General features: G+C 32.0%; 17 protein-coding genes. 1 reads left to right on the forward strand and 16 read right to left on the reverse strand.

Annotated features, from left to right (window positions below):
• Positions 1–183: 183 nt before the first annotated feature.
• From ftsY to GXM16_RS10890, 10 genes are all read right to left on the reverse strand, one after another.
• Positions 184–1,137 (reverse strand): signal recognition particle-docking protein FtsY, encoded by a 954-nt coding sequence (gene ftsY, locus GXM16_RS10845; protein WP_163394393.1) that lies wholly within the window; start codon positions 1,135–1,137, stop codon positions 184–186.
• 271 nt (positions 1,138–1,408) lie between these two features.
• Positions 1,409–1,561 (reverse strand): DUF4295 domain-containing protein, encoded by a 153-nt coding sequence (locus tag GXM16_RS10850; RefSeq protein ID WP_070261881.1) that lies wholly within the window; start codon positions 1,559–1,561, stop codon positions 1,409–1,411.
• A gap of 72 nt (positions 1,562–1,633) precedes the next feature.
• Positions 1,634–1,816, reverse strand: coding sequence for a 50S ribosomal protein L33 (rpmG, locus tag GXM16_RS10855; RefSeq protein ID WP_017495179.1), 183 nt, complete (start codon positions 1,814–1,816; stop codon positions 1,634–1,636).
• Positions 1,817–1,843: 27 nt separating this feature from the next.
• The gene (rpmB, locus tag GXM16_RS10860) at positions 1,844–2,080 is read right to left on the reverse strand and encodes a 50S ribosomal protein L28 (protein WP_007805815.1); all 237 of its coding nucleotides are present in this window, start codon (positions 2,078–2,080) and stop codon (positions 1,844–1,846) included.
• Between the two features lie 74 nt (positions 2,081–2,154).
• Complete coding sequence (locus GXM16_RS10865) at positions 2,155–3,405, reverse strand: CinA family nicotinamide mononucleotide deamidase-related protein (protein WP_163394394.1); 1,251 nt, start codon at positions 3,403–3,405, stop codon at positions 2,155–2,157.
• A gap of 200 nt (positions 3,406–3,605) precedes the next feature.
• A complete protein-coding gene (locus GXM16_RS10870) occupies positions 3,606–3,950 on the reverse strand; it encodes an Hpt domain-containing protein (RefSeq protein ID WP_163394395.1) in 345 nt (114 codons plus the stop codon).
• Positions 3,950–4,561: a fumarylacetoacetate hydrolase family protein gene (locus GXM16_RS10875; protein WP_163394396.1), complete on the reverse strand. Its 612-nt coding sequence runs from the start codon at positions 4,559–4,561 to the stop codon at positions 3,950–3,952. Before GXM16_RS10875 ends, GXM16_RS10870 begins: the two co-directional genes overlap by 1 nt.
• Before the next feature lie 82 nt (positions 4,562–4,643).
• Positions 4,644–5,414: a 3'-5' exonuclease gene (locus GXM16_RS10880; RefSeq protein ID WP_163394397.1), complete on the reverse strand. Its 771-nt coding sequence runs from the start codon at positions 5,412–5,414 to the stop codon at positions 4,644–4,646.
• Between the two features lie 164 nt (positions 5,415–5,578).
• Positions 5,579–6,892 carry a dihydrolipoamide acetyltransferase family protein gene (locus GXM16_RS10885; RefSeq protein ID WP_163394398.1) on the reverse strand — a complete coding sequence of 438 codons (1,314 nt, stop codon included), beginning with the start codon at positions 6,890–6,892 and terminating at the stop codon, positions 5,579–5,581.
• Positions 6,893–6,975: 83 nt separating this feature from the next.
• The gene (locus GXM16_RS10890) at positions 6,976–8,139 is read right to left on the reverse strand and encodes a glycosyltransferase family 2 protein (protein ID WP_163394399.1); all 1,164 of its coding nucleotides are present in this window, start codon (positions 8,137–8,139) and stop codon (positions 6,976–6,978) included.
• 311 nt (positions 8,140–8,450) lie between these two features.
• Here GXM16_RS10890 and GXM16_RS10895 point away from each other — a divergent pair, with 311 nt between their 5' ends.
• Complete coding sequence (locus GXM16_RS10895) at positions 8,451–9,191, forward strand: tyrosine-protein phosphatase (protein ID WP_163394400.1); 741 nt, start codon at positions 8,451–8,453, stop codon at positions 9,189–9,191.
• 78 nt (positions 9,192–9,269) lie between these two features.
• Here the strand turns inward: GXM16_RS10895 and GXM16_RS10900 are convergent, their stop codons facing one another.
• From GXM16_RS10900 to GXM16_RS10925, 6 genes are all read right to left on the reverse strand, one after another.
• A complete protein-coding gene (locus tag GXM16_RS10900; RefSeq protein WP_163394401.1) occupies positions 9,270–11,663 on the reverse strand; it encodes a GumC family protein in 2,394 nt (797 codons plus the stop codon).
• A 20-nt stretch (positions 11,664–11,683) separates the two neighbouring features.
• Positions 11,684–12,475 carry a polysaccharide biosynthesis/export family protein gene (locus GXM16_RS10905; RefSeq protein WP_163394402.1) on the reverse strand — a complete coding sequence of 264 codons (792 nt, stop codon included), beginning with the start codon at positions 12,473–12,475 and terminating at the stop codon, positions 11,684–11,686.
• Positions 12,476–12,621: 146 nt separating this feature from the next.
• A complete protein-coding gene (locus tag GXM16_RS10910; protein ID WP_163394403.1) occupies positions 12,622–14,040 on the reverse strand; it encodes an undecaprenyl-phosphate glucose phosphotransferase in 1,419 nt (472 codons plus the stop codon).
• 3 nt (positions 14,041–14,043) lie between these two features.
• Entirely contained in the window at positions 14,044–15,156 is a 1,113-nt protein-coding gene (locus GXM16_RS10915) for a DUF1972 domain-containing protein (protein WP_163394404.1), read from the reverse strand.
• A 3-nt stretch (positions 15,157–15,159) separates the two neighbouring features.
• Positions 15,160–16,095: a glycosyltransferase gene (locus GXM16_RS10920; protein ID WP_163394405.1), complete on the reverse strand. Its 936-nt coding sequence runs from the start codon at positions 16,093–16,095 to the stop codon at positions 15,160–15,162.
• Entirely contained in the window at positions 16,095–17,042 is a 948-nt protein-coding gene (locus GXM16_RS10925) for an NAD-dependent epimerase/dehydratase family protein (RefSeq protein ID WP_163394406.1), read from the reverse strand. Before GXM16_RS10925 ends, GXM16_RS10920 begins: the two co-directional genes overlap by 1 nt.
• Positions 17,043–17,069: the final 27 nt, after the last annotated feature.

Here is a 17,069-nt window from a genome sequence, read left to right on the forward strand (position 1 = left end):
AGGCTATCTTTTTGTCCGGATTCTTTTTAACATACCTGCGAAAAAGAAAGCAAGTCCCAACACTAACAGAACATAATAAAAAGACAAACTTTTATCTTTTGAAACATTTGCAAAAACAAAACACAGAACACTTGCAAAATAAAATGCAATAGGAGGTATATTTTTCATTTTACATTTAAGAAATTATTTAAAGAAACTGTCTACAAATTCATATTTATTAAAGACTTGCAAATCTTCAATTCCTTCGCCGACACCAATGTATTTTACCGGAATTTGAAACTGATCTGAAATACCAATTACAACACCGCCTTTTGCAGTTCCGTCTAGTTTCGTAACAGCCAGAGAAGTTACTTCAGTCGCTGCTGTAAACTGTTTTGCCTGTTCAAAAGCATTTTGACCTGTAGAACCATCTAAAACCAAAAGTACATCATGAGGAGCATCAGTAACAACTTTTTGCATTACACGTTTCACTTTTGAAAGCTCGTTCATCAGATTGATTTTATTATGCAGACGTCCTGCAGTGTCAATAATAACTACATCAGCATCCTGGGCAACTGCAGACTGCAAAGTATCGAACGCTACAGAAGCAGGATCACTTCCCATATTTTGTCTCACAATTGGAACATCAACACGGTCTGCCCAAACCTGCAGTTGATCGATTGCTGCGGCACGAAACGTATCTGCAGCTCCCAGAACTACTTTATGTCCGGCTTTTTTAAATTGATAGGCAAGCTTACCAATCGTAGTTGTTTTACCAACTCCGTTTACCCCGACAACCATTAGAACATAAGGTTTTTTATCTCTCGGTATCTCGAATTCTGTTGCTTCACCTGTATTGGTTTCAGACAATAAAGCCCCGATTTCATCACGAAGAATCTGGTTTAATTCGTCTGTACCCAGATATTTATCTTCGGCAACACGTTTCTCGATTCTTTCAATGATTTTCAAAGTGGTATTTACTCCAACATCAGAAGCAACAAGAATTTCTTCCAGATTATCTAATACATCATCATCAACTTTGGATTTTCCGGCTACAGCCTTGCTTAATTTCGAGAAAAAAGATGTTTTAGATTTTTCAAGACCTTTGTCTAAAGTCTCTTTTTTATCGGTAGAGAATAATTTTTTAAAAAAACTCATTTGTTTTGTAGGTTTTAAGATGTTAGGATATCTGATTTTTAGATGATCTGAAATCCAAATCTTTAAAGAAGACCAATTGATTGTATTTAGCCCCGACAGAAACGGTATCCTTTATCTGCCTTCTTTAGGCGGGTAAAGATATAGTGAATGGCGGGAAACCATAATTAAAACAAAGATAAATGTTTGGCTTCTGTAAAAATTCACACAAATATAAAAAATAAAAAAGCTACTTCCCGAATGAAAGTAGCTTTTCTATATAATGTAGTTGTAATTATTTCTTTTTCAAGAATTCATCAACTTCTTCAGGAGCCATAATAGATTCTACGAATGTATATGCACCAGTTTTAGGAGATTTTACCATTTTGATGGCTTTTGACAATCTCTTAGAAGCTGTTTGTAACGATGCTACGGTTTTCTTTGCCATGATTCAAATGTTATTTGAAATTCAATAAATCATCAAACGAATTCATTTGAGATTTAAAAAAATCTCTAATTATTATTTAATTTCTTTATGAACAGTTACTCTTTTCAGGATTGGATTAAATTTTTTAATCTCTAATCTGTCCGGAGTATTTTTTTTGTTCTTTGTTGTGATATATCTTGAAGTCCCTGCAACACCAGAAGTTTTGTGTTCAGTACATTCTAAAATTACCTGGATTCTATTACCTTTCTTTGCCATCTTGCTATATATTTATTTAGGAAAAGATTATTTGATAAATCCTTCTGACTGTGCTTTTTTCAAAACAGCAGAAATTCCATTTTTATTAATTGTTTTTATCGTAGATGCTGCTACTCTAAGAGTAATCCATCTATCTTCTTCTGGAAGATAAAAACGCTTTTTAACTAAGTTTACAGAAAACTTTCTCTTAGTTTTGTTCATAGCGTGAGAAACGTTATTTCCTACCATCGCTCTTTTACCTGTAAGGTCACAAACTCTTGACATTATACTTATCTTTTATCGTTATTCAAAATCAGGGTGCAAAGAAAAGAAAAATAAACGATTGTAGCAAAAAAATATTACACATTTTTTAAAATTTCTTTCTGCAATATCTCCAGACTCTTAATGGTGCCTCTATCTATCACTTTTTCACGAGGTTGCCCAAAGTTAAATTCTTCTGTAATGACTCCATTTGGCGTTGCTAATGCTATAAAAACAGTGCCAATTTCAGCATCTGAATCACCTTTGGAAGGGCCTGCATTTCCGGTTGTAGCAATGGCGTAGTCAGTTTTAAGTATCTCTTTTACATTCAAAGCCATAGCCGATGCCACCTCTGCACTGACTACCGAAAATTGATCCACTAAACCCTGAGACACCCCAAGAACATTAACTTTCGCTTCTGTTGCATATGAAACAACACTGCCTTTAAAGTAACTAGACGCTCCCGGAACAGCAGATAATAATGAAGCTATTTTCCCCCCAGTAAAACTTTCAGCAGTCGAAATAGTTTTATTTTGCTGAACCAACAATTTTCCTACAGCAACTTCGATAGTTTCATTGTCATCAAAACCTACTATAATATCATGAATTATAGCATCTAACGATTTTACATTTTCTTCTATTGCCGTCTCTAAAACCTCTTTATCCGTACCTCTTGCAGTCAGCCTTAAACGAACGCGACCTGGATTTGGAAGATATGCCAGTTTAATAAAATCAGGTAAATTATTCTCCCAATGTTCAATACGTTCCGCAACTAAACTCTCGCCTTGCCCATATGTTAAAATCGTTTTATGAATAATGTAAGGACGTTTATATTCACGGACAATTTTTGGAATTATTTCTTCTTCAACCAGATATTTCATTTCATATGGCACGCCAGGAAGCGAAATAAAAACAGTATTTTCCTTTTTCATCCACATTCCGGGTGCGGTACCAACTTTATTATGAAGTATTGTACAGCCAGAAGGAACCAGAGCCTGATCTTTATTCATTTGCGTAATTGGACGTTTAAAATAACCTTCGATCAGCTGCGTTACATGCGCCAGAACTTCCTTATTTACAACTAATTCATCATCAAAATACTCACAAAATGTTTTTTTCGTAACATCATCTTTTGTCGGCCCTAATCCTCCGGTTACAATCACGACATCTACTTTATTCTGAAGTTGCGAAAAAGTATTTAAAATATGCTTTTTATCATCACTTATAGAAATCATCTCACTAACCTCTACTCCAATTCGATCTAATGCTTTGGCAATAAATCCCGAATTAGTATCAATAATCTGACCTATTAAAATTTCGTCACCAATAGTAATGATAGTAGCTTTCATTTTGATTTTTTCTATTCAACTTTATGAGTTGCTTATGGAAACAGGATTATAAATAAACGAATTGAGCGAGACCAGGAAACAGTATCCTTTTGATATTAAAAAATGACTCGTTAAATAAAATTTCCGAAACAAAAGATATATAACCTGACCTGATTTCAACTCTCCTCTTTTAAAGGACCGAAATCAGTTCACACAACAATTTAGATATCGAAGTCTTTTTTAATTTCTTTAATAGCATCATTGACCTGTTTTTTGATACTTTTAAAAGTCTCTATAATTTCTTTCTTTTTACCTTCAGCCTTAGTCCAGGCCTCAACCTGCAAAATTTCTTCAAAAGCCACATTCAAACCCATTAAATCCAGAGTCGGTTTTATTTTATGAGCATAAGAATAAGCATGTTTATGATCTTTCTTCTTAATACCCTCTTTTATCTGCTTTAAATCTTCCGGTACTTCAGTAACAAATAGCCTTAGAATCTCGTTTACAAATTCCGAATCATTGTCTGAAAGCGCATATACTTTTGATAAATTATATTTTAATGCCATTATTTTACTTGTATTCTGAATAATTTTTTATCTTCTAAAAATCCTTCTAAAACATCATTTGGCTTAACTGCCGCAACTCCCGCAGGCGTTCCAGTAAATATAACATCACCAATTTTTAGCGTGAAATACCGGGACACATACGAAATAAGCTCATCTATTTTCCACAACATGAGACTTGTATTGCCTTTTTGAACTGTTTCATTATTATTTGTGAGTTCAAAATTAATATTTTCAACAGAATTAAAAAGTGTCTTTGACAAAAAATCCCCAATTACTGCAGATCCGTCAAAAGCTTTAGCTTTTTCCCACGGCAACCCCTTCTCTTTTAGCTTTGCCTGTAAATCACGGGCTGTAAAATCAATACCTACACTTATGTCATCGTAATATTTATGTGCAAATTTAGGTTCAATATATTTTCCGACCTTATTAATTTTCACAACAATCTCGATTTCATGATGAACATCTTCTGAAAATTCAGGAATTACAAACGGATGCTGCTTTAATAAGACCGCCGAGTCCGGCTTCATAAAGACAACAGGCTCAGCAGGTCTTTCATTTTTTAATTCTTCTATATGATTGGTATAATTTCTACCGATGCAGATTATTTTCATTTCTTTTAAGTACTTGAGCCCCTAATTACTGATTCTCTTAGAAATTGAGCACAAAAATTACAGCTCCTTTGATATCGTAATCCTATTTCGTATTTAACTTTCTTAATTTTATTGCTGTCAATACCTTTTTCGTGTATAAAGGAAAGTCCGCATTTTGAATCCAGCTGAAATATCCTGGCTCAGCTTCCAAAACTTTTTCAACTTTAGCTCCTTTATGTTTTCCGAAGGTAAAAATTTCTTCATTGTCTTTATCAAAAGCAATCATTCCAGCAAAGTCAGCAATTTTTTTCCGTGTTGTAAACTCCGACAATGCTTTAATGTCGTTTTCCAATTCGGGATAACGGTCTAACTGTGCTTTTAAAATCTCATAAGTTGCTGTTGTATCCGCTTCTGCAGAATGGGCATTTTCCAGATTTTTCCCACAATAAAATTTTAATGCAGCACTTAAGGTACGCTCTTCCATTTTATGAAAAATCGTCTGAACATCTACTGATACTTTATTTTTCATATCAAAATCCACACCCGCCCGAAGCAATTCTTCCGCCAATAAAGGAATATCAAAACGATCCGAATTAAAACCTCCCAAATCACTGTCTTTAATCATATTATAGATTTGTGGCGCCAATTCATTAAACGTTGGCTCATCTGCGACTTTTTCATCTGTGATACCATGCACCTCCGTCGTATGAGGAGGAATTGGGATTGTTGGATTCACTAACCAGGTTTTACTTTCTTTATTTCCGTTTGGAAAAACTTTCAATATTGAAATTTCTACGATCCTGTCTTTTCCGATATCAATTCCAGTCGTTTCTAAATCGAAAAAGCAGATTGGTCTGCTGAGTTTGAGTTCCATTTTTTTGTTTTTGAATGTTACAAAAGTAATTTTTAAAGCCGAATTATCACTAATTTATTACTGTAAACAACTGTTAAAATTATTTTTAAAAAATTGACGTTTATAAAAATAAAAAATCCGGCAAAATTCGAAATTCTGCCGGATTAATATTTTAATATATTATTTTAGAAATCCCTATCGACATCAAAAGCTTCTAAATACTCAGCCACGCGTTTTACAAAACTGCCTCCTAACGCTCCGTCTACCACTCTGTGGTCATAAGAATGAGATAAAAACATCTTTTGACGGATTCCGATAAAATCACCTTCCGGGGTTTCTATAACGGCAGGCACTTTTCGAATAGCCCCTAAGGCCAGAATCCCAACCTGCGGCTGATTGATAATTGGAGTTCCAAAAACACTACCAAAACTCCCCACATTAGTGACAGTGTATGTTCCTCCCTGAGTATCATCAGGTTTTAGCTTTCCGGTTTTAGCACGGTTTGCCAAATCATTTACCGCTTTTGCCATTCCAACAAGATTTAACTGATCTGCATTTTTAATAACAGGTACAATCAGATTTCCGTTTGACAAAGCAGCTGCCATTCCTAAATTTATATTCTTTTTCCTGATGATGTAATCTCCCTCAACTGAGATATTGATTCCCGGAAAATCTTTTATTGCTTTCGCAACAGCTTCCATAAAAATTGGTGTATAGGTTAGCTTCTCACCTTCCCTTTTTTCAAAAGCTGCTTTAACCTTGTCTCTCCATTTTACAATATTCGTTACATCTACCTCAATGAAAGACTGAACATGTGCAGAAGTTTGAAGTGAAGCTACCATATAACCAGAAATCAACTTACGCATTCTGTCCATCTCAACAATTTCGTCATCTCCATTTACAGAAACCGGAACTGCTTGTTGAATTTTTTGAGGTGCCAATTCTTCTGTTTTTGGAGAAAGCACAACTTCTTTTACTTCTTCAACATCAGATTTACGGTTTTCAATATATTTTAAAATATCTTCTTTTGTAACCCTTCCTTCTTTTCCTGAACCTGTGATGTTTTCTAACTCAGAAAGAGAAACCCCTTCTTCTTTGGCAATATTTTTCACTAATGGAGAAAAGAATTTATCTGAACCCGAAAAATCCTGAGGAACAGAAACAGCTTCTCTGGCAACTTCGATTGTTTTTTCAATTTCAATTGCTTCTACAGGAACTTCAGTTTCTTCAATCGATTTTACCTCTGCCGCACTATTCCCTTCTATTTCAATAATCGCTATAACTTGCCCAACCTGAACCAAATCATCTTTGCCAAATAACTGTTCAACTAAAATTCCTGATACTTCACTTGGCACTTCACTATCAACCTTGTCAGTCGCAATTTCCAGTACCGCTTCGTCAGCTTCAATTTTGTCTCCCACTTCTTTCAACCAGCTTGTAATAGTTGCTTCAGCGACACTTTCTCCCATTTTCGGAAGTCTCAATTCAAATCTTGCCATATTATTAACCTAAAAGGTGATTTTGATTTTCAGATTGCGAAATTACTAAATATTTTAAATATAAATTATACAAAATATAATTTTTACTCAATTTTCATCATTTCACCCCGTTCATTTTTAGAATTACTTCCAATAATAAAATTAGCCTTTTTGGGTAAAATTTTAAAAGTAATACTCTTATGCTTCAGAGTTTCTAAGATTTCAATACATTTTTTAAAAGAAACGTATTGATTATCCAAAATAACTTCAATTCTTTTACCCTTTGAAACGAGGCACGAATTTACCATTTTTTCCTTTTTGAAATCTAAAAAAACAACTTTATTTTTTAAAACCGAAGACAGTCGACCGCACAAAATTTCATTTGAAGAAAAGAAAACATAGCTTTCCGGCAATGGATTTAACTTAGGCTTTCCCAAAAACATTTTTACAAATGAAAAAAGAAAAATTCCAACTTTGATAAAAACCGAAAAAAACAAAGATCTTCTAAAATGCTTTCGGTAGAAAAACTCCATTGCTTCCTGAAATCTTCTCATATATTTTTCGTCTTTTACAGTACTTTCCCCTTTGTAATGTATGACAGATGTTTCATGAAAATAGTAATTTTTTCTTTGTTTTTGCAAAACAGAATACGACAAATCTATATCATCGGCATACATGAAGCAATCTTCATCAAATCCTCCCGTTTCCAAATATAATTCCCGTTCCATTACCATAAAAGCCCCTACTAAAATATCAACATTTCCTGTTTCATTTTCTGACAAATGCTGTGCATAATACTGATTAAAAAGCTTTTGATTTGAAAAAATTTTATACAATCCGAAAATCTTGGTAAAAGCTACCCAGGGAGTTGGAGTTCCACGTTTGCTTTCAGGCAGAAAATTTCCTGTTCCGTCAATTAATTTACACCCAATAATTCCGAGGTCTTTTTTTTCTTCGGCGAAAGCCAAAATTTTCACAAATGTGTCTTCAGCTACTACTGTGTCGGGATTTAGAATACAAATATATTTTCCTTTAGCTTTTGCTACTCCAATATTATTTCCTTTTGGAAATCCTGAATTTTCCTTGTTTTCAATTAATAATACATCCGGAAATCTGCTTTTCATCATTAAACAGCTCCCATCATCAGAATCATTATCAACTACAATGATTTCCCCATCGATTGCAGAAAGGGCTTCCTGAACACTCAGCACACACAGTTCCAGAAAATAGCGCACATTATAATTAAGAATAATAACCGATAACTCCATCAAAATATTTATTTGAAAAATTGAGGTAAGTTAAAAATTTTCAACCAAATCCAAATGCAAAGAACAGTCGTTTTTTACTAATACCGTAATACAATATCATATTACTGTTGCTTTTTTTATTACATTTAACACGCTAACGGATTCTAATGGCTGAATTCCATCGATAAACTTACAAGTTTCAATCTTTGAAAATAACTAAATAATTACCATCAAAAAAATGGTTGTTTCTAAACTCATATTGTTTATAATATGGATAATTAATCTTTTCTAATTTAATCTTTATTTCTTTCAATTTTTCTATTTTTGTCTTTATGTTATCATTCTTCAAACAAAAACACTACTTAAAAGACCTTTTATCAGGTGATTATATTGATATCCATTCGCATTTATTGCCAGGCATAGACGATGGGGCTAAAACAATTTCTGATACTGAGAGATTAATTAAATCATTCCAAAATATTGGGGTTTCGCAATTCATAACAACGCCCCATATTAGTCACTATATCTGGAATAATTCCCCTCAGGCCATTCAGGATAATCATGCAGAAACAAGCAAACTATTAACCGAAACTTATAATATTTCCAAACCTTTTCTTGCTGCAGCAGAATACTTTATGGATGACTGGTTTGAAAGGCATTTTCAAAATGAAAAGCTTCTTGCTTTAAAAGATAATTATGTATTGGTAGAAATGTCATATATAAATGCTCCAATACAGCTATATAAAATTTTATTTGATTTACAGGTTGCAGGATACATACCTGTTTTAGCACATCCGGAACGATATTTATTTTATCATAAAAATTTTATCGAATACGAAAGACTAAAAAAAGCAGGCTGTTTGTTTCAATTGAATTTACTGGCGGTAGTAGGTTATTACGGTGAAGAAATTACAAAAATTGCTGAACAATTGCTGAAGAACGGAATGTATGACTTTGCAGGTACAGATGTACATCATAACAATCATATAGCTGCATTTGAACAAAGAATAAAAATAAATTCAATCGATGGATTAAAAGAAATCATATCTAATAATCAGTTTTTTAAATTCTAATACTTATTTTCTACAAATAATAATTTCACAAAAAAGGTCCAAATAAATTTGGACCTTCTTTTATATAAAACTCATTAATTAGCTTATATCTTTTTTGAATTTATTAAACCATGATTTTTTCTCAGCTTTTACGCCATAACCATATCCGTATCCATATCCTTTAGTAGAATCAGTGTCATTAAGTACTATACACATATTTGGCAATTTCTTTTCTCTGTAAAAAGTATTTGCAATAGACAACATCCTTTTTTCTAAAACATTCGCACGCATTACATATACGAAAGTATCTGCATTTTTTGCTATTAATAAAGTATCCGCTACCAAACTTACAGGTGCTGTGTCTACTATAATATAATCGTATTCTTTCTTTAATATTTCAAAAAGCTTATCCACGTTTTTACCCATCAACAACTCTGCAGGGTTAGGAGGAATTACCCCAGAAGGCAGTATGTAGAAATTGTCATAATCATTATGCTTAATAATATATTTGTTTATATCTGCATCATTTGAGGATAAATAATTTGTTAATCCAAAATTTGGCATTGCAAAATAATCCATAAATTTAGGATTTCTAATATCCATTCCGACAAGTAAAACTTTTCTTCCCGATAATGCAAATGTAGCGGCAAGATTCACTGAAACGAGAGTTTTACCCTCTGCAGGAAAAGTAGAGGTTACAAAAATAGTTTTTGCCAAACCTTCAGGAACATTTGTCAGCATAAATTCAAGATTCGTTCTGACAATCCTTATAGCTTCCGCTGAACTTGTTCTGCTCTCGGTTTTAATCAACTCATTAGCATCTTCAGAAGTCGGAATATCACCAATAAAAGGAATTTGTGTTTTTCCCTCCAAATCCAATCTGCTTTTAATTTTGGTATCCAATAAATCATGTCCGTATATTATCCCAAAAGGGATTAAAAGACCTATTAACAATCCGGCGAGATAAATAACATTTTTTTTAGGACTTACCGGAATTTTATTCGATTTTGCAGCGTCTATTACCCTCGCATTTGGTTCGGTAGCGGCTAATGAAATAGCTGTTTCTTCACGCTTTTGTAATAAATACAAATATAACTCTTCCTTTACTTTTTGCTGTCGTGCAATTACTCTGAATTGACGTTCCTGCACTGGTATTTTACCAATTTTATTATTTAAAATATTCTCCTGGCTTTTTAAATCACGATTTTGTATTTGTAAATTAGACTGCATTCTTCTTAAACTTGTCGCTACATTAGATTTTAAAGATGTAATTTGCTGGTCTAATTTAATTACAGATGGATTTTCAGTTGTAGCCGATTTTAAAATCCTGTTACGATCTAAAACCAATTGATTATAAGATGCAATCAACCCTCCTGTATCTCCATTATCCGTTATAATATTGGTTGGCAGTAAATCTTCATTGGTACTTTTTTTTATAAAATCCAACAATGAAGACACTACATTTAATTGAATTTCAGTTTCTACACCTTTCTTATCATATTCACTTGATCCTTCAATAAATAGTTTGGCTTCAGATTCTATATCTGTCAATCTGTTTGACTTCTTAAAGCTTTCGACATCCTGCTCTACTCCATCTAATTCCTGAGTAATTAATGCCAGACGCTCAGAAATAAATTTAGATGTATTTTCTGAAATAAAATTTTTATCCTGCGCCGCATCTTCATTATATATTTGAATCATACTATTTAGAAAATCCTCAGCTTTTTTTTGTACAGGATCAGTTACAGATACATTAACAACACTACTTGTTTTGCTTATTGGTTCTACTTTTAGTCTATTTTTAAAACTTGCTGTTACATTATCCAATGGACTAACTATAATTCGAATCGATTTATCTTTTCCAATGTTACTTAGTTTATAGAATGCTGTTTTCCCAATTATCAATGTTCCTATTTTTGTGGGTATTTTTTCTCCAAACTCAAATTGCTTTTTTTTAGATAAAATTACCTTCACAGCGGGTTGATTAACTATTGTATTTTCTAAAGAAAAACTATTATTAGACAATAAATCTAATTTTAAAACTACATTAGCCTCATCAAATGATTCTGTTTTATTAATAAAATAAACATTTACAGGGGCTTCACCATAAATATCACGATCTACAACATTTCCCTCCACAAATAAACTTACATTAAGATCAAGTTCTTTGATAGTACTCTCAACTAATGTTCTCGATTTTAAAATTTCAATCTCATTATCAACATTACTTTTTAAACTTCCACTCAACCCTCCTAAATCTGTAAAGGCAGATAATTCCGAAAGCATCCCCCCTTTTTTCTCATCCTTTACCAATATAGAAGTAGTTGCTTCGTAGCTAGGCGTTGTATATCTTAGATACAAAAACGCCAAAACCAAACAAAGGAAGGCACTTAATATAAACCATTTCCAGTGAATTAAATATTTATCCAGTTGTTCACGAAGATTCACTTCATTGATTTCATCTTCTACACCTTCATTATAAAAATCTTGCATTGTTTTTTGTTTATTCAGTTTTATTTAAAAAGTAGAACAGAGAGCGATATTAAAATAGAAATTGCCGATATGATAACAGAAGTATTAGGGCCAACTGCTGCTGCATTAATCTTAGTATTATTAGGCTCAACATACACCACGTCATTCTGTGCCAGATAATAAAAAGGTGAATTGATAAAATCTGCTTTCGTAATATCAACTCTGTTATATGATTTTACACCATTAATTTCACGTATAATTAAAATATTATTTCTTTTGCCATAAATAGTTAAATCTTTTGCCATGCTTAAAGCTTCAATTAGGGTAACCCTTTCTGAGTTTATAGAATAAGTTCCGGGTAAAGTTACCTCTCCTTGTAATGAAATTTTAAAATTAACTATTCTGAGGTTAATGATTGGATTTTTAATATAAACCGCAATTTTATCTTTTAAAGATTGTAACACTTCTGTTCTGGTTAAGCCTCCAACCTGCAATTTCCCTATAACAGGAAACTCAATATTACCATTTCGATCTACTAAATAAGACTGGACAGTTTGTTGATTTGTAGCAAGCTGTATATTATTTGGATTTGGTATTGATACTACTGCTAAATTAAATGGACTCGCTATTTCTGGATCCTCAGCAGATACGATGATCATTAATAAATCGTCTGGCTGGATTTTAACTTCATAAGAAACAGTATTTTGTGACACATTTGCTCCATCGATGTTTTGATAGTAAACAATATCTTTTTTAGAGGCGCAGGAAAAAAATAAGAATAAAAGCAAAAAAAATATACTTTTATTGAAAAGATTGGAAAGATTGAAATTCATTAGAATTGTGGATTTATGTAACAAATATAAGGCAATAGCTTTAATTTTTATTTATTAATTGATTTAGATTAGAAAAGTAATCTAACTTTAATTATTTGTAACATTAAATTACTACTTTAAAATGATATTACAAACTAAAAACAAACTTAATAAGCATTTTCTTCACCTTTAAATACATTGATAACAGTTTTAATAATGATTTTGATATCTAATAAAATACTCCAGTTTTCAATATACCATATATCATATTCTACTCTGTTTTCCATATCTATCAATTCTTTAGTCTCACCACGATAGCCATTTACCTGAGCCCAGCCTGTAATGCCTGGCTTTGTATATTGACGTACCAGATAATTACCAATTAAATCAGTATATTGTTTTGTATGGTTAACCATATGTGGACGTGGACCTACCACGGACATATCACCTAAAAAAACATTAAAAAACTGAGGCAATTCATCTATGCTTGTTTTACGCATAAATGCCCCAAATTTAGTAATACGTGCATCTCCTTTTCCAGCTTGTAATTTATCAGCTTGTTTGTTAACTCTCATACTTCTAAACTTCCAGCAAAAAAATGATTCATTATCACGCCCAGACCTCTCTTGTCTAAAAAAAACTGGCCCCGGCGATTCCATTTTGATCAAAATCATTACTATCGGAAAAAGCCACGGAAAAATCAATAGTATTACTGCCAGAGAAAAAACGATATCAAATGCTTTCTTCAATAATCTGTTGACAGTATACTCTAAAGGCTCTGTCCTAAACATCAATACAGGTGTATTATCATAAAATGAAATTTCAACCTTGCTTGATTTAGTATACAATTGAAAGTCCGGAATAAACTTAATACGTACCATGTGATGTTCACAGATTTTTATCAATTTGCTTATTACATCTACATTATCAATATGCAATGCTACATACATCTCATCCACCTGATTAGTAATTATATACTTCTCAACATCATCAAATCCGCCTAATACCGGTGAGGAAATAAAAGCAAAAGGATCTACTTTTTCATCAAAAAAACCTAAAAAACGATAACCGTAAGTTAAATCTCTTGACAATGTTTTACGAATTCGTTCTCCTGCGTCGTTAGCTCCTATTATAATTATATTCTTAAAATTGTACCCTTTTGCACGAATAAATTTTAAAAGCTCCATCGATAAAAATCTGGAAAGCATTAAAAGACAAAAGAAAAAGGCGTAAAAATAAAGTAGCCGAAGCCTGGAAATCTGTGTATACTTTAAAAAAAGTACAAAAAATGCAATAATTGCAATATGGAATATAAATTTTTTAGTCGTTCTTTTTAAAATAGATTCCAAAGGCTCGATTCGTACAATACGATAGGAATCATTACGCAACAATAAAGCTATCCAGATTAAATTGGATAAAAAAGACACCGTTTGTACCTCCTTGAGAAAGAGTTTATCTAAATTCCCAAAACGTGCCCATGCAGACAATACAATAGCTGTATTTAGCAATATTACGTCCCAAATTACAAACAAAAGCTTAAAGTAACGAGAAAAACGAAAATTAGAAAGTTTTTGTAAAATTTCCATATTTTAATTAGTATTAACTTTTATCTCTATTATATCTCTAAAATGATTTGCATACTGATCTATAATAAGTTCCCAGTCGTAAATATTGGTAATTTTTTTTCTATTTTCACTTAACATCATTTGAAAAGACTCATCCACGTAATTTACATTTTTCAGGTGATCTGCAACATCATTCTGATCCTTAAAATATAAAGCATCTGTGCCTAAAATATAGCGGTTAAAATCATTATCATTCGCACAGATTAAACTATTTGAAGCCATTGCTTCTAACAAGGATGGATTAGTCCCCCCAACCGTGTGTCCGTGAAAGTATAAGTTTGAGTAAAACCGTAAATTATTCAACACTTCAATATTATATATTCCTCCAATAAACTGAATTTGGGAAGATGAAGAAAATTTATTTTTTAAATAATCCCCATAAGAAGTTTTATGATTGCCAATTACTAAAAAAGGACGTGAAAGATTTGCCTTTGCTACTCCGTCCAAAATAATTTCAATACTATTTTCTGGTTCTAATCTTGCAATTAACATGTCATATTTATAGGCTGATAAATTATAGTCATTAAGGACCTTATCATCATTATTTTCAAAAAGAGTTGCCCCATATGCTATATAAGTAGAATCCGCCTTATATGTTTCTTTTAAATAATTTTGAATTCCAATAGAATCTGAAATAAGAAAATCACTGTATTTTACTCCCAAAGATTCTGCCCATTTCAAAAATTTCTTGACTTTTTCAGAATACTTGGTTCTTCTCCATTCCAAACCATCCATATTGGTTGTTACTATTGCTTTCTTAGGCATTAGCCATCCCCAAATGGAACTGCTGGTATATCCCAATTGCAGAATTATATCGCAATTTTGTTTCCTGACATCTAAAATACAGTTCAAATCATAAATGAATTGTCCTGCCGTTCCTAGTTTATATTCAGGATCGTAGCAGTGTATAATCTGAATACCATTCCATACTTTTTCCTGATAAGGATGATTATGAGAGTTGTAAACAATGACTTCAAAGCCTCTTTTTACCAAACCAACAGCCAAATACTCAGCACATTGTTCAAAACCTCCATAATAATTAGGAATTCCCCTTGTTCCTAGTATTGCAATTTTCATAGACTAATTATAACTTTTGATGTAAAAAAACACTTTCACTTTTCGAATTAAAGCTTTGACAGGCGCAAATAAAGCTGTCCCAATCATTATATAATACATGAATGCAGAATAATGGATTTGGATGCTTTCTTTTATATTATTTTTCTCAAAATTATCCATCCTTACAATTACTGTTTTAAAATATCTTACAGACAGATAATCTAAAAGCAGATCTTTTTTTATCTTGTTAAATGTTTCCTTTGAAATTTCTTCCCTGTTATGCACTTTTTCAATTAATGAAACGTAATCAACAGAAAAAACCTTAAATATGTTGTACCCTCCTTTTTTAGGAATATCCTGATTATCAAAAATCGGTATATCATTTATAATATAATTTGATTTCTGGGTTTGACTTACTAATAAAGAAGTCTGTGGAAAATAGTTATTAACTTCAATTGTATCACATACATTTTCGAAATCCTTTTTCCAAATGCCAAATCCTGAACTCCATGATGATAAATATGACAATCCATACATAAATGAATTATACGAATCAAATCTTTTGATACCGCCAAATTGATTTAATCCATTGGTATAAAAAATAACAGGTCTGTCTATCGAATTTTCTTTTATTTCATTAATCATTTGCTTCAAAGAACCCTTTCTAAACATAGTATAATTATTATGCAATTTCAGGAACATACCATTACCCAGCTTTAGCACATCAAAAGAATTTAGAAAACCAATGCTTTTGGAAGCATGATAATGCAAATTTTTAAAATTGAATTTATCAATAAGTTCTTTAGTCGAGTGATTGGGCTGATTATCAGATATTACGACTTCAAAATCTTCTATATCAACATCATTTAAATCAGCATAAATACTATCCAAAGTATTGGCCAGGATTTCTAAACGATTATAAGTTGGAATACAAATAGATAAATAAGGCTTACTGTCCATTAAATTTTTAAAATTAATTTGACATCATTGTAGAACATTCTTATGCCATCCTCTAACGGCGTATTTTTGATTTCTATAAACGATTCAAGTTTTGAAATATCTAATATAACGCTTGTTACGTCAACTGAACGAGATGTCTCGTATTTAACCATTAACTTGTCTCCTGCTATATTTCTTAAATGCAACAAAATATCATTTATTGAATGACCAATACCACTTCCGATATTTATTATTTCATTTTCGACATTTTTATTAATAAGTTCATACATTATACGTACAAGATCATCTATATAGATATAATCTCTAATACTGCTTCCATCTCCCCATATAGTTATAGGTTCGTTTGCCATGATTTTGCCTATAGCCACAGCAATTAAACCCTGCACTCCATTTAACGATTGCCCCGGTCCAAAAGGATTTGATGGTCTGACAATTAAGTATCTGAGATTAGCTCTTCTATGCTCAAACAAAATACTGTCTTCAATTATTTGCTTGGAAAGTCCGTAGTAAGAAATTGGCTCTCTAAGATCTGTCTCTAAAAACTTTCCTTGTGAATTATTGCCGTAAATGGTTCCCCCAGAAGAGAAATATATAAACTTAATATTCTTTTCAGCACATAATCCCATTAAACGAACAGTCGGAAAAATTATATTTTCGAATTCTCTTTTGTAATCATCATAAGAGCTTCCCGGAACTAATGTAGAAACTAAATGAATTACAACATTAATATTATGATCTAATATAATGGATTGCAGCAAATCATAATCTGCCAATACTCCCTTAAAAATTGTAATTTCTTTTTCTAAATGCTGCAGTTTGGAAATATTTGCAAATGGAGTTTCCAAAACAAACATATTATATGCATCATTATCAATAAAAGCGTTCAATAAATTTGTCCCTATAAAACCTGCACCACCGATTAGTAATATGTTCCTCTTTTTAGTCATTTTTATTTTAATATAATTTCTGTTATT

This window comes from Flavobacterium limi (genome assembly GCF_010645075.1).
Classification (GTDB): domain Bacteria; phylum Bacteroidota; class Bacteroidia; order Flavobacteriales; family Flavobacteriaceae; genus Flavobacterium; species Flavobacterium limi.